We start from the raw sequence: 13,507 nt of genomic DNA, 5'->3' as shown, positions 1-13,507 counted from the left end.
GAATCTCAGAGGGAGCTGATATCGATGGACGTTCTCCTTCCGGTGAAAGCCCGCAGATCGCGCCCACCCGGGTGGAGTGGGCGCCGGACCGGCCTGCCACGCACACCACGGGAATGATGGGTGCGAAATATACATACATGATTGTTTGTTTGTAAACCGGTACAATTCAGCCACGTTTCACCCGCACTCGTACCCACACCCATGGCCCGCAAGACCAAAGAGGACACCCAGGCAACCCGGGAAGGCATCCTTGACGCCGCCGAAGCCTGCTTCCATGAACACGGCGTGGCCCGTACCACGCTGGAGATGATCGGTGCCCGCGCCGGCTACACCCGTGGCGCGGTCTACTGGCACTTCAAGAACAAGAGCGAGGTGCTGGCCGCCATCGTCGAGCGCGTGCACCTGCCCTTCATGCAGGAACTGGAGCGCACCTCCACCGACCAGCGCGACACCCCGGTGCACGACCTGCGCGCGGTGATGATCCACTCGTTCATCGAGCTGTCCGAGGACGAGCGCCTGCGCAAGACCATGGAGATCATGCTGCGCAGCGATGCGTCGGCGGACACCAGGGTGCTGACCGAAATGCAGCAGGCCGGATTCCGCGATGCGCTGGACCGGATGGAGCGTGCCCTGCGCCGCGCCCGCGATCTGGGCCAGCTGCGCGAAGGCGCCGACCCGAAAATCGCCGCGCGCATGCTGCACGCCACCGTGCTGGGCGTGCTGCACGGCGCGATGGTCGAACCGGAACTGATGGACCTCAAGCGCGATGGCATGCTCGCGCTGGACATGACCCTGGCCGCCTACGTGAAGGATGGTGTGTTCGTTCCCGGCACCGTCCCCGAGCCGCTGCCCGAGGCGTGAACGAGGCTGCTCCCATCACTGCGGCACCCCCTGCAAGGGCAGATCGATGATCCTGGACAACGTGGTGTGGGGCTTCATCGGGTGTGGCAGCGTCACCGAGAAGAAGAGCGGGCCAGCCCTGGCCAACACGCCGGGCTCACGGGTAGTGGCGGTCATGCGCCGCAATGCCGCATTGGCCGAAGACTATGCACGCCGCCACGCGATTCCGCGCTGGTACGCGGACGCCGATGCACTCATCGCCGATCCGGAGGTGAACGCGGTCTACGTTGCAACACCGCCCTCCACGCACATGCACTACGCATTGCAGGCGATTGCTGCGGGCAAGCCGGTCTACATCGAAAAGCCGATGGCCATGGACCACGACGAGTGCCAGCGCATCATCGCGGCCAGCGCCCGCAGCGGCGTGCCCGTGTTCGTGGCCTACTACCGCCGTGCCCTGCCCCGCTTCGCACAGGTGAAGCAGCTGCTGGACGACGGCGCGATCGGCACAGTGCGCGGCGTGCGCGCCACCCTGCACCGGCCGCATTCAGTGGATGCCGCATCGCCTGACTTCTGGCGGACCAACCCCGCGATCGCCGGCGGCGGGCTATTCGTCGACCTGGGCTCGCATACCCTGGACCTGCTCGACCATCTGCTGGGGCCGCTGAGCGATGTGCGTGGCCTGGCCAGCTCGTTGACCGGCGCCTACACCGCCGAGGACAGCGTCTCGATGTGCTTCCGCACCGGGACGGGGACGCACGGCATCGCGCAATGGAGCTTCTGCGCGTTCCGCCGCCAGGATCAGATCGAGATCACCGGCGACCGTGGCCAGCTGCGCTTTGCCACCTTCGAGGACGTTCCGGTGGAGCTGGAAACCGAAGCGGGCGTGCAGGCCTTCGACATCCCGAACCCGTCGTCGATCCAGCAGCCGTTGATCGCCTCCCTCGTGGACGAACTGCGCGGCAACGGGCACTCGCCCTCGAACGGCATCAGCGCCGCCCGCACCAGTGCAGTGATCGACCAGGTGCTGCGGGACTATCGCACCCGGCAATCGCACTGACCGCACAGGAAAAAGGCCACCTTGCGGCGGCCTTTTCTGCTGCAGTGGGCGGGGTCAGCGCCCTCGCCACGGCGAGGGATCCGACCCCACCGGGCATTACAGGATGTAGCGGCTCAGGTCCGGGTCCTGCACCAGCTCACCCAGGTGCTTGTCCACGTAGGCGCTGTCGATGGCCAGGGTTTCGCCGTCGCGGTCCGGTGCCTCGTAGCTGAGCGAATCCAGCAGGCGCTCCAGCACCGTATGCAGGCGACGCGCGCCGATGTTTTCCTGGCGTTCGTTCACCTGGAAAGCGATCTCGGCCAGACGATCAATGGCATCGGCAGTGAAGCTGACCTTGACGCCTTCGGTGGCCAGCAGTGCTTCGTACTGCTTGGTCAGCGCGGCCTTCGGTTCGGTCAGGATGCGCACGAAATCGTTCTTGCTCAGCGCACCCAGCTCCACGCGGATCGGGAAGCGGCCCTGCAGCTCCGGAATCAGGTCGCTGGGCTTGGCCAGGTGGAACGCGCCCGACGCGATGAACAGGATGTGGTCGGTCTTGATCGTGCCGTACTTGGTGGACACGTTGGAGCCTTCCACCAGCGGCAGCAGGTCGCGCTGCACGCCTTCGCGCGACACGTCACCACCACCCACGTTGTCGCCACGCTTGGCGACCTTGTCGATCTCGTCGATGAAGACGATGCCGTGCTGCTCGCAGGCCTCGATCGCGGCGGTGCGGATGTCGTCCTCGTTGACCAGCTTGCCCGCTTCTTCCTCGATCAGCAGCGGGCGCGCGGCCTTGATGGTCAGCGTGCGCTTGTGCGCCTTGGCGCCGCCGCCGAGGTTGGCGAACATCGACTTCAGCTGCTGGCCCATTTCCTCCATGCCCGGCGGGGTCATGATGTCCATGCTGACGTTTGCGGCCAGGTCGAGTTCGATCTCGCGCTCGTCCAGCTCACCGTTGCGCAGCATCTTGCGGAACTTGATGCGGGTCTCGTTGTCCTGCGCCGACGGCTCGTTGCGGGCGACTTCCGGATCGAAGCCGATGCCACCGCTGCGGCGCGGCAGCAGCGCATCCAGGATGCGGTCTTCGGCACGCTCTTCGGCCTGGGTGCGTACGCGCACCTTGGCCTGTTCGCGATAGAGCTTGACCGCGGTATCGGCCAGGTCGCGGATGATCTGCTCGACGTCCTTGCCGACGTAGCCGACTTCGGTGAAGCGGGTGGCTTCGACCTTCACGAACGGTGCGTTGGCCAGCGTGGCCAGGCGACGCGCGATCTCGGTCTTGCCGACGCCGGTCGGGCCGATCATCAGGATGTTCTTCGGCATCACTTCATTGCGCAGCTCGGGCACCAGCTGCATGCGGCGCCAGCGGTTGCGCAGGGCGATGGCCACGGCGCGCTTGGCGTCGTGCTGGCCGACGATGTGCCGGTCCAGTTCCTGCACGATCTCGCGCGGGGTCATGGTGGCGGAGGAAACTTCGATCTTCGACATGGATGTGCTCACGGATTCTTTGTCGGTAGTGCCGGCCGCTGGCCGGCAACCAGGCACGCGTGCGGGGAATCATGAGGTTGCCGGCCAGCGACCGACGCTACCCTCACAGCTCCTCGACCACCACGTTGCGGTTGGTGTAGATGCAGATGTCGCCGGCGATGCCGATCGCTTCGCTGGCGATGGTGCGCGCATCCAGTTCGGTGTGCGCCATCAAGGCGCGTGCGGCCGACAGTGCATACGAGCCACCCGAGCCGATGGCGATGATGCCGTCCTCCGGCTCGATCACATCGCCGGTGCCGCTGATGATCAGCGAGGTTTCCTTGTCGGCCACCGCCAACAGGGCTTCCAGCTTGCCGAGGCGGCGCTCGGTGCGCCAATCCTTGGCCAGTTCGACCGCAGCACGCTGCAGCTGGCCGTGCTTTTCCAGCTTGGCCTCGAACAGCTCGAACAGGGTGAAGGCATCGGCGGCGGCACCGGCGAAGCCGGCCAGTACCTGGCCATCACGGCCGAGGCGGCGCACCTTGCGCGCGTTGCCCTTCATCACGGTGTGGCCCAGCGTGACCTGACCGTCGCCGGCAATGGCCACGTGCTCGCCGCGACGGACGCAGACGATGGTGGTGGCGTGGAAAACGTTGGGGTTCTGACTGGGGTCCATGATGCCTCCGGGGTGACAGAACCAGAGGTGGGGACTGCGCTGCGCCCTTCAAGCCACCCGCGACCGGCTGCCGCAGGGGCAACGTTCAGCTTTCTCCGCTGCCCTCGTTGCTGCGTCGACGCTTCGCGCGCGGATGCGCGGCGTCGTAGACCTTGGCCAGGTGCTGGAAATCGAGGTGGGTATAGATCTGCGTGGTGGCGATGTCGGCGTGGCCCAGCAGCTCCTGCACACCGCGCAGGTCGCCGGACGATTCCAGGATGTGGCTGGCGAAACTGTGCCGCAGCATGTGCGGATGCACGTGCTTGAACAGGCCCTGGCGCTGCGCCAGCTGGCGGATGCGGATCTGCACCGCGCGCTGGCTGATCGGCCCGTTGCGGCCGGGGAACACCGGCGAGGCCGGGCCGCCCCCACTTTCCGTGCGCCACGCCTGCAGGGCTTCGCGCGCGGGCCGGCCGAACGGCACCCGGCGCTGGCGGTTGCCCTTGCCCAGCACGTTCACCAACCCGCTGTCGAAATCCAGATCGCGCCAGGTCAGCGCGCAGACTTCGCTCAGGCGCAGGCCAGAGGAATAGAACAGTTCCAGCAACGCGCGGTCACGGCGGCCGAGCTCACCCTCCGGCTCCAGCTCGACCAGCTGCACCGCCTCATCGGCGTCGAGGACCTGTGGCAACCGGCGCGGTGCGCGCGGTGCCTTCAGCGTCGCTGCCGGGCTGACCTCGATACGCCCGTGCTTGAGCAGCCAGGCATAGAAGCTTCGGCAGGCCGACAGGCGGCGCTGCAGGCTCTTGGCCGACAGGCCACGCCGGTGCTCGTCGGCAACGAACTGGCGCACGGCCTCGGCATCCAGTGCCTCCACCGCCACGCCACGCGGCTCGGCCCAGGCCGACAGCGCGTCCAGGTCGCGGCGGTAGGCGTCGAGCGTATGCGCCGACATCCGCCGCTCCACCTGCAGGTGCTGCAGGAAGGCCTGTACCGCGCTCATCGTCGTCGCAACCTGCTCAGCCCGGGAAGCGCTTCAGGCCAGTGACCAGCGCGTCGCCCATCATGCGCAGGAACAACGTCCCCATGCCCGGGTAGAAGCGGTTCGGGTCGTGGCTGCCGACCGCGATCAGGCCCACGCCCGGTAGCGGCAGCAGCGCGGTGGTCTGCACTTCCTCGCTGCGCACGCCGTACAGCACGGCATTCTTTTCCGGCTGCAGGCGGCCGCAGATCGGCTCGCCATCGTTCAGGCAATCGCGGAACGGGCCCAGCTGCGGATCATCCGCGGCAATCACCTGCAGCCAGTCGGCCTGTTCCAGCCCGGCCACTGGCGTGTGCACCACCAGCCGCACCAGGTCGCCGGCGAAGTCTTCCTGCAGCGAGGCGGCCATCGCGCGCAGGGTGTCAGCCGCGTTGTCCTGCTTCATCAGCGCCAGGGTCAGCTGGTGCGTGCGCACCGCCAGGCGCTCATTGACCTGGGCGGTCGCGCCCAGATCGGCCAACCGTCGTGCCAGCTCGCGGTTCTTCTCGCGCAGCACTTCCAGCTGGTAGCTGGCCAGCGACGCGGTCGGGCCGTCGTCACGCGGCACCACCAGGGTCAGGGCCAGGTCCGGGAACTGCTTGAGGAAGCCGGGATGACGCCGCAACCAGGCAGCGACTTCATGGGCCCCGAGCTTGTCGACGGTTTCGGTCATGCGATCCACTCCCCTTCGAAGACGAATGCGGTCGGGCCCGCCATCACCACCGGCTGGCCATCGCCCGACCACTGGATGCGCAGGTCGCCACCGGGCAGGCTGATGCGGGCATCGCGCTGCAGGCGACCGCGCTGCATCAGGGTCACCGCGGCGGCACAGGCACCACTGCCGCAGGCCAGGGTCTCGCCGACACCGCGCTCGAACACGCGCAGGCGGGCGTGGGCCGGGCTCATCACCTGGGCGAAGCCCACGTTCACCGAGCGCGGGAACGACGCATGCTGCTGCAGCAGCGCACCGACGCGCTCGACCGGTGCAGCATCGACCAGGCCCACTTCGATCACCGCATGCGGGTTGCCCATCGACACCGCGGCGAAGCGTACGCTCTCGCCCTGCAGCGGCAGCAGGTATTCCTCGCGCGCGTGCGCAAAGCCCATCAGCGGCACGTTGGCCGGCTCGAAGGCGGGCACGCCCATCGTCACCGCAAACTGCCCTTCGCCCAGCACCTTCACTTCATGGCTGGCCAGCGGGCTGTCGATGACGAATGCAACGCCCTGCGCACTGCCCTCGCGCACCAGCCAGGCGGCGATGCAGCGCGCGCCGTTGCCGCACTGCTCGGAATTGGAGCCGTCGGCATTCCAGATGCGGTACGAGGCCACCGAACCGTCCGCACGTGGTGCCTCGATGGTCAGGATCTGGTCGCAGCCAACGCCGGTGTGGCGGTCGGCCAGGCGCGCGGCCAGCTCGGGCGTGGGCGGCGCGGTGCCGTCACGCAGGTCGATCACTACGAAATCATTGCCCGCGCCATGCATCTTGCTGAAACGCAGGGCCTTGGAACCGGCCTTACTCATTCCCGCTGCCCGCCTTCTTCGCGGGCGTGGGCGCCGGCTGGGTGGCCGGTGCGGCCGGCTCCACGGTCGTGGCCGGGGTGCCGCTGCCCTGGGTCTGCGGCGCAGTCGCCTCGGTGGCGGGCTCGGCAGCGGGTTCGACGGTTTCTTCCACCGGCACCGGCTTCTGCGGCAGTACCAGCGGGCCCTTGTTGCCGCAGGCGGCGAGGAGCAGCAGCGAGGCCGCTGCCAGCGGAATCAGGATGGCGTTTCGATGGGGGATCTTCATGCCCCGAGTATAGCCATTGGCGGCTGAGCGGTTGGTGCAGGGAATCGGGTTGCCGGCCAGCGGCCGGCACTACCGCCGGCGCTCAATCCGCGGGAGGCGGTGGCAGCGGCCGCGTCCACAGCCAGATTGCGACCACGGTCATGCTGCCGATCGAGAACCACTTCACCCAGGCGATCGGCACGCACCACAGCATGATGCCGGCGCATACCGCCATGGTGATCGTGGCCATCCACTTGCCGTAGCGGCTGACCGCCCCGTGTGCCTGCCAGTTGGCGATGGCCGGGCCGAAACGCGGATGCTGCAGCAGCCAGGTATGCAGGCGCTCCGAACCGCGCGAGGCGGCCCAGGCCGAGATCAGGATGAATACGGTGGTCGGCAGCCCCGGAACGAAGATGCCGACGATGCCGGTGCCCAGGCTGACGTACGCCAGCAGCCACCATGCCCAGCGGAAACGCACCACGCGCGGCGGCGTGGCGCTATCGCGGGGTGCAGATGGCTCGGGCTGGCTCATGGCCGCAAGGATACCGGTTCGGGGTGCCAGGCAGCGCCCGGCGCCCCTTCGCCGTTACGGCTGGGCGATGCCCAGCTGCTGCAGCACGAACGCGTACGACTCGGACAGTTCGCGGTAGCGTTGGAAGCGCCCCGACTTGCCGCCGTGGCCAGCTTCCATGTTGGTGCGGAACAGGATCGGGTAGTGGCCGGTGTTGTCATCACGCAGCCTGGCCACCCATTTGGCGGGCTCCCAGTACTGCACCTGCGAATCCCACAGGCCGGTACCCACGTACAGCGCCGGGTACGCCTGCTGCTTCACGTTGTCATAGGGCGAGTAGGACAGCATGTAGTCGTAATACGGCTTCTGCTCCGGGTTGCCCCACTCGTCGTATTCGTTGGTGGTCAACGGAATGGTCGGGTCGAGCATGGTGGTGACCACGTCGACGAACGGCACCTGCGCCACCATCACCCGGTAATCCTGCGGCGCCTGGTTGGCCACCGCGCCCATCAGCAGGCCGCCGGCGCTGCCACCGGACGCGGCCACGCGATCCTTCGCCGCCCAGCCCTGTGCTACCAGGCCACGGGTGACGTCGATGAAGTCGTTGAAGGTGTTCTGCTTGTGCAGCAGCTTGCCGTTCTCGTACCAGTCGCGCCCCATCTCCTGGCCGCCACGGATGTGGGCGATGGCATACACCACGCCACGATCAAGCAGGCTGACCGCGGTCTGGTTGAAGTACGGATCCATCGACATGCCGTAGCTGCCGTAGGCGTACTGGAACAGCGCGCCCTTGCCGTCCTTCTGGTAGCCCTTGCGGTAGACCAGCGACACCGGCACCTTCACGCCATCGCGCGCGGTGATCCAGACGCGGTCGGTCTCGTACTTCGAGGCGTCATAGCCGATCACCGGCTGCACCTTCAGCTGGCGACGCTCGCCGGTGGCGGTGTTCAGCTCGAACACGGTGGTCGGGGTGGTCATCGAGGTGTAGACGTAGCGCAGCCACGGCGTATCGGCCTCGGTGTTATCGCCCAGGCCCATCGAATAGGCCGGCTCGTCGGCCTTCACGTAGTCGCTGCGCCCGTCCTTGAACAGCAGGCGGATGCGCTCCAGGCCCTCGGAACGTTCGGCGATGGCGGTGTACGTGTCGAACAGTTCGAAGCCTTCGATGAACACCGCATCGTCGTGCGCGATCCAATCCTTCCATTGCGCGCGCGAGGTGGCATCGGTCGGCGCGGTGACCAGCTTGAAGTTCTTCGCACCGTCGTTGGTGCGGATCACCCAGCGGCCGTCATGGTGGTCGGCGTCGTACTCGACATCGCGCTGGCGCGGCGCCAGCACGGTGAAGGTGGTCGGGTCGCTGGCCGGCGCGTAGCGCTCTTCCGAGGACACGGTGCTGTGCACGCCGATGGTGATGAAGCGATCGTCGCGGGTGCGGCCGATGCCCATGTAGAAACTGTCGTCCTTCTCTTCGTAGACGACGGTGTCGGCGCTGGCCGGGGTGCCCAGCACGTGCTTCTTCACGCGCACGGTCAGCAGCGTTTCCGGATCGTTTTCGACATACAGCACGGTGCGGTTGTCGTCGGCCCAGACCAGGTCGCCGGAGCTGCCGGTGATCACATCGGGCAGCACCGTGCCGGTGGCCAGGTCCTTGAAGCGGATCGTGTACTGGCGGCGGCCGACGTCATCGTCGGCCCAGGCCAGCAGCTGGTTGTCCTGGCTGACTTCCATCGAACCGACGCTGAAGTAGCCCTTGCCGGCGGCCATCGCGTTGACGTCCAGCAGGATTTCCTCTGCCGCCTCCATGCTGCCCTTGCGGCGCGCGTGGATGGGGTAATCCTGGCCGGTCTCGAAGCGGCTGTAGTACCAGTAGCCGCGCTCGCGCGCCGGCACGCTGGAATCGTCCTGCTTGATGCGGCCGACGATCTCCTTGTACAGGGTGTCTTCCAGTGGCTTCAGCGGTGCCAGCAGCTGGTCGGCGTAGGCATTCTCTGCCTGCAGGTAGGCCAGCATGTCCTTGTTCTCGCGCTTGTCGTCGCGCAGCCAGTAATAGTCATCGTTGCGGGTCGCGCCGAACGGCGCCTTGACCACGTGCGGATGCTTGGCGGCATCCGGCGGAACGGGCGGCGTGGCGGCGGTAGCAGTCGTGGTCATCAGGCTGGCGAGCAACAGGCAGAGAGTGGACTTCATGAGATAAGGCTCCTGGCGCATCAATGCAATGGTCTTCGACGGGGTCAGATCCCTTTTCCCGAAAAGGGATCTGACCCCAATCTCGGCAATGCGGCAACCCTGCGGAACGTCATGGGTTGCGCCGGCCGGCGTACCATGGGCACATGAGCACCCCGCCCCACACGCCGGGCTACAGCCGGCGCAGCCATGAAATCGCTCCGTTCCACGTGATGTCCCTGCTGGCCCGCGCGCAGGCGCTGGAACAGGCAGGCCACGATGTGATCCACCTGGAAATCGGCGAACCGGACTTCACTACCGCCGAACCCGTCGTGCGTGCCGGCCAGGCCGCACTGGCCGCCGGCCACACCCGCTACACCGCCGCGCGCGGCCTGCCGGCGCTGCGCCAGGCGATCAGCGGTTTCTACCGCAGCCACTATGGGCTGGATGTCGATCCCGGACGCATCCTGGTCACCCCGGGTGGGTCCGGTGCGCTGCTGCTGGCCAGCAGCCTGCTGGTCGATCCCGGCCGCCACTGGCTGCTGGCCGACCCCGGCTACCCCTGCAACCGCCACTTCCTGCGCCTCGTCGAGGGCGGCGCGCAGCTGGTGCCGGTCGGCCCGGACACCGCCTACCAGCTGACCCCTTCGCTGGTGGAACAGCACTGGAATGACGACAGCGTCGGCGCGCTGGTCGCCTCACCGGCCAATCCGACCGGCACCGTGCTGTCCGCCGACGAACTGGCGGCACTGTCGCAGGCCCTGCACGCGCGGGGCGGCCACCTGGTGGTGGACGAGATCTACCACGGCCTGACCTACGGCCTGGATGCGCCCAGCGTGCTGCAGGTGGACGACAGCGCGTTCGTGCTGAACAGTTTTTCCAAGTACTTCGGCATGACCGGCTGGCGGCTGGGCTGGCTGGTGGCACCGCCTGCAGCGGTACCGGACCTGGAAAAGCTGGCGCAGAACCTGTACATCAGCGCCTCCAGCATCGCCCAGCACGCCGCGCTCGCCTGCTTCAGCGAGGAATCAATGGCGATCTTCGAACAGCGCCGCGAAGCGTTCCGCCAACGCCGCGACTTCCTGCTGCCCGCGTTGCGTGAGCTCGGCTTCCGCATTGAAGTCGAGCCGCAGGGCGCGTTCTACCTGTACGCCGATGTCAGCGCGTTCACCGACGACGCGCAGGCGTTCTGCGCGCACTTCCTGGAAACCGAGCACGTGGCATTCACCCCGGGCCTGGATTTCGGCTTCCATCGCGCCAACCAGCATGTGCGGCTGGCGTATACCCAGCAGGTACCGCGGTTGCAGGAGGCGGTGGCGCGGATCGCACGCGGGTTGAAGCGTTGGCAGGGATCACGTTGACGGCAGTGCCGGCCGCTGGCCAGCAACCCGGGAATGCCTGAATGATGCGGTTGCCGGCCAGCGGCCGGCACTACCGGTAAAGAAAAACGCCGCCCTGGGGCGGCGTTTTCCGTTCTGCTTACTTGCCGCCCAACCGCTCCCACAGGAAGCTGTAGGCCAGCGCGGACATATGCGCGGCCTGTGCATTGTTGGCTGCGCCGCCGTGGCCGCCTTCGATGTTCTCGTAGTAGGTCACGTCCTTGCCGGCGTCGATCATCTTCGCCGCCATCTTGCGGGCGTGGCCCGGGTGCACGCGGTCATCGCGGGTGGAGGTCGTGAACAGCACCGGCGGGTAGTTCTTCTTCGCGTTGAACAGGTGGTACGGCGAGAAGGTCTTGATGAATTCCCAGTCGCTGGTGTCCGGGTTGCCGTACTCGGCCATCCACGAGGCGCCGGCCAACAGGTGGCTGTAGCGCTTCATGTCCAGCAGCGGCACCTGCACCACCACCGCACCGAACAGCTCCGGATACTGGGTCAGCATGTTGCCGGTCAGCAGGCCACCGTTGCTGCCGCCCTGCACGCCCAGGTGCTTGGCGCTGGTGATCTTGCGCTTGACCAGGTCCCGCGCCACCGCGGCCATGTCTTCATAGGCCTTGTGACGGTTCTGCTTCAGCGCCGCCTGGTGCCAGCGCGGGCCGTACTCGCCGCCGCCGCGGATGTTGGCGACCACGTACACGCCGCCCTTCTCCAGCCAGGCGCGGCCCATGCCACCGGAATAGCTCGGGGTCAGCGAGATCTCGAAACCACCGTAGCCATACAGCAGGGTCGGGTTGGAGCCATCGAGCTTCATCGCCCTGTCGTGCACCACGAAATACGGCACGCGGGTGCCGTCCTTGCTGGTGGCGAAGTGCTGCTCGATCACCTTGCCCTTGGCATCGAAGAAGGCCGGCATGGTCTTCAGCGTTTCCGGTGCCTGGCCGATCTCGGCCAGGGCCAGCGTGGTCGGCGTCAGGTAATCGGTGGCGGTCAGCCACACCGCGTCGCTGTCATTGCTGTCCACCGCAGCCACGCCCAGCGTGCCGAAGGCCGGGGCGCCGACGAAGCGGCTGGTCTGCCAGCCGTCGGCGCCCGGGGTCAGCACCGACAGGCGGTTCTTGACGTCGTCCAGCACATTCAGCACCAGGTGGCTCTTGGTCCAGCTGGCACTGGCCAGCGAGGTGGTCGCGGTCGGGGTGAACAGCACGTCGAAGTCGCGCTTGCCGGCCAGGAAGTCGTCCAGCTTCGTCGCCAGCAGCGAACCGGACGCGTAGGTCTTGCCGCCCACGGTCCACGGATCGCGCAGTTCCAGGGTCAGCCACTGCTTGTGCAAACCCTTCTCGGCCGAGTTCGGCGCGTCGATCTTGGTCAGCGTGCCGTCGTCGCCACGCAGGTAGAGCTCGTTGTTGTAGAACGCCAGGGTGCGGCTGACCAGGTTGCGTTCGAAGCCCGGGGTGTCATCGTGCATCGCCGCGATGTACATGTCCTCCGGCTTGCCTTCGTACACCACGGTGGCCGAGGCCATCGGCGTGCCGCGCTTCCACAGCTTGGCCACGCGCGGGTAGCCGGAGGTGGTCATCGAGCCGGCACCGAAGTCGGTGTAGACGAACACGGTGTCGCGATCGACCCAGTTGAGGCCGCCCTTCGACTCCGGACGGAAGAAGCCGTCCTTGATCCAGGTCTTGTTGGCCAGGTCGAACTCACGGGTGACGTCGGCGTCGGCGCCGCCGCGCGACAGCGCGATCAGGCAGCGGCTGTAATCCGGGCGCAGGCAGTCGGCGCCGTGCCAGACCCAGTTCTCGCCCTCGGCCTTGTTCAGTGCATCCAGGTCGAGCACGGTCTCCCACTGCGGCGAGGCCTTGCGGTACTCGGCCAGGGTGGTGCGGCGCCACAGGCCGCGCTCGTGCTGCTGGTCCTTCCAGAAGTTGTAGTAGTAGTCACCGATCTTCTGCACGCCGGGAATCTTGGCGTCGGAGTCGAGCACCTCGCGGATGCTGGTCTCCATCTGCTTGAAGGCCGGGGTCTGCGCCAGGCGCGCCTCGGACCTGGCATTCTGTTCCTTGACCCAGGACAGTGGCTTGTCGCCGGTGACGTCCTCCAGCCAGGCGTAGCGATCGGTGTCTTCAGCGGCCACGGCGGTCCCCACCGAGGCAGCGGTCATCATGCCGGCCAGCAGGCAGGCGGAAGCGAGTCGTGACATTGCAGCTCCAGGCAGTCATAAGCCGGGGAACGCTAGCACGGAATGTCGCGGCCTCCCCCGTGTCGAAGGTCAGGCCGTGGCCGCCGGACCGCGCCGGCCGCGTGCGGCGGAAGCCGGCCGACGGCGCGCCTGTCCACCGGTACGCCGCGCCCGCCATCGCCATGACGGGTGCGGCAGCGGAAAGCGCAGCAGCGCCCACCAGGCCGCGAGCGGCATGCCCACCAGCCACATCGGCAGCCAGCCCAGCCATGCGCTGCTGCCACGCGCCGCCGGCCAGACCAGGACCAGCGCCAGCCCGGCCAGCGCCAGTTGCCGCACGCCGCGCAGCAGGCGTGGGTCGGCGCGTTCGATGACGCGTTCAGTTGCAGGGTGACGGACGGAACGAGCGTTCATGGGGGCTTCTCCGGTAGACAATGCAACACAGCTTGGGCAAGCCCCTTCTCACAGGATGCGACACCATTGACGGA

At 67.2% G+C, this 13,507-nt stretch carries 13 protein-coding genes; 3 read left to right on the top strand and 10 right to left on the bottom strand.

Features of this window, described 5'->3' with window-relative positions; all coding sequences use genetic code 11:
* Positions 1 to 201: 201 nt before the first annotated feature.
* Together smeT and AC5P8R_RS01250 are read left to right on the top strand one after the other, a co-directional pair.
* The gene (smeT, locus tag AC5P8R_RS01255; RefSeq protein ID WP_032961200.1) at positions 202 to 861 is read left to right on the top strand and encodes an efflux transporter SmeDEF transcriptional repressor SmeT; all 660 of its coding nucleotides are present in this window, start codon (positions 202 to 204) and stop codon (positions 859 to 861) included.
* 46 nt (positions 862 to 907) lie between these two features.
* Positions 908 to 1,900 (top strand): Gfo/Idh/MocA family protein, encoded by a 993-nt coding sequence (locus AC5P8R_RS01250; RefSeq protein WP_495222927.1) that lies wholly within the window; start codon positions 908 to 910, stop codon positions 1,898 to 1,900.
* 96 nt (positions 1,901 to 1,996) lie between these two features.
* Here AC5P8R_RS01250 and hslU read toward each other — a convergent pair whose 3' ends face one another.
* From hslU to AC5P8R_RS01210, 8 genes are all read right to left on the bottom strand, one after another.
* On the bottom strand, positions 1,997 to 3,370 hold the full coding sequence (gene hslU / locus AC5P8R_RS01245; RefSeq protein ID WP_014648461.1) for an ATP-dependent protease ATPase subunit HslU: 1,374 nt from the start codon (positions 3,368 to 3,370) through the stop codon (positions 1,997 to 1,999).
* Between the two features lie 103 nt (positions 3,371 to 3,473).
* Positions 3,474 to 4,025: an ATP-dependent protease subunit HslV gene (gene hslV, locus AC5P8R_RS01240; RefSeq protein WP_005411093.1), complete on the bottom strand. Its 552-nt coding sequence runs from the start codon at positions 4,023 to 4,025 to the stop codon at positions 3,474 to 3,476.
* A gap of 85 nt (positions 4,026 to 4,110) precedes the next feature.
* Positions 4,111 to 5,007, bottom strand: coding sequence for a tyrosine recombinase XerC (gene xerC / locus AC5P8R_RS01235; RefSeq protein ID WP_046432594.1), 897 nt, complete (start codon positions 5,005 to 5,007; stop codon positions 4,111 to 4,113).
* A gap of 16 nt (positions 5,008 to 5,023) precedes the next feature.
* Positions 5,024 to 5,698 carry a DUF484 family protein gene (locus AC5P8R_RS01230; protein ID WP_014648463.1) on the bottom strand — a complete coding sequence of 225 codons (675 nt, stop codon included), beginning with the start codon at positions 5,696 to 5,698 and terminating at the stop codon, positions 5,024 to 5,026.
* Complete coding sequence (dapF, locus tag AC5P8R_RS01225) at positions 5,695 to 6,546, bottom strand: diaminopimelate epimerase (RefSeq protein ID WP_197621843.1); 852 nt, start codon at positions 6,544 to 6,546, stop codon at positions 5,695 to 5,697. The genes AC5P8R_RS01230 and dapF overlap by 4 nt, the downstream gene beginning before the upstream one ends.
* Positions 6,539 to 6,811: an LPS translocon maturation chaperone LptM gene (gene lptM / locus AC5P8R_RS01220; protein WP_014648465.1), complete on the bottom strand. Its 273-nt coding sequence runs from the start codon at positions 6,809 to 6,811 to the stop codon at positions 6,539 to 6,541. The genes dapF and lptM overlap by 8 nt, the downstream gene beginning before the upstream one ends.
* An 82-nt stretch (positions 6,812 to 6,893) precedes the next feature.
* Positions 6,894 to 7,322, bottom strand: a complete 429-nt coding sequence (locus AC5P8R_RS01215; protein WP_014648466.1) for a YbaN family protein — start codon at positions 7,320 to 7,322, stop codon at positions 6,894 to 6,896.
* 54 nt (positions 7,323 to 7,376) lie between these two features.
* Positions 7,377 to 9,488: a S9 family peptidase gene (locus tag AC5P8R_RS01210; protein WP_014648467.1), complete on the bottom strand. Its 2,112-nt coding sequence runs from the start codon at positions 9,486 to 9,488 to the stop codon at positions 7,377 to 7,379.
* A 143-nt stretch (positions 9,489 to 9,631) separates the two neighbouring features.
* Here AC5P8R_RS01210 and AC5P8R_RS01205 point away from each other — a divergent pair, with 143 nt between their 5' ends.
* Positions 9,632 to 10,825 (top strand): pyridoxal phosphate-dependent aminotransferase, encoded by a 1,194-nt coding sequence (locus AC5P8R_RS01205; RefSeq protein WP_046432601.1) that lies wholly within the window; start codon positions 9,632 to 9,634, stop codon positions 10,823 to 10,825.
* Positions 10,826 to 10,943: 118 nt separating this feature from the next.
* Here the strand turns inward: AC5P8R_RS01205 and AC5P8R_RS01200 are convergent, their stop codons facing one another.
* Together AC5P8R_RS01200 and AC5P8R_RS01195 are read right to left on the bottom strand one after the other, a co-directional pair.
* Positions 10,944 to 13,040 carry a prolyl oligopeptidase family serine peptidase gene (locus AC5P8R_RS01200; RefSeq protein WP_014648469.1) on the bottom strand — a complete coding sequence of 699 codons (2,097 nt, stop codon included), beginning with the start codon at positions 13,038 to 13,040 and terminating at the stop codon, positions 10,944 to 10,946.
* A 69-nt stretch (positions 13,041 to 13,109) separates the two neighbouring features.
* The gene (locus AC5P8R_RS01195) at positions 13,110 to 13,433 is read right to left on the bottom strand and encodes a hypothetical protein (RefSeq protein ID WP_495222926.1); all 324 of its coding nucleotides are present in this window, start codon (positions 13,431 to 13,433) and stop codon (positions 13,110 to 13,112) included.
* Positions 13,434 to 13,507 lie beyond the last annotated feature (74 nt).

Source organism: Stenotrophomonas sp. YJH_SMC_73 (assembly GCF_059370155.1).
This window is presented reverse-complemented; position numbering and strand designations above follow the sequence as displayed.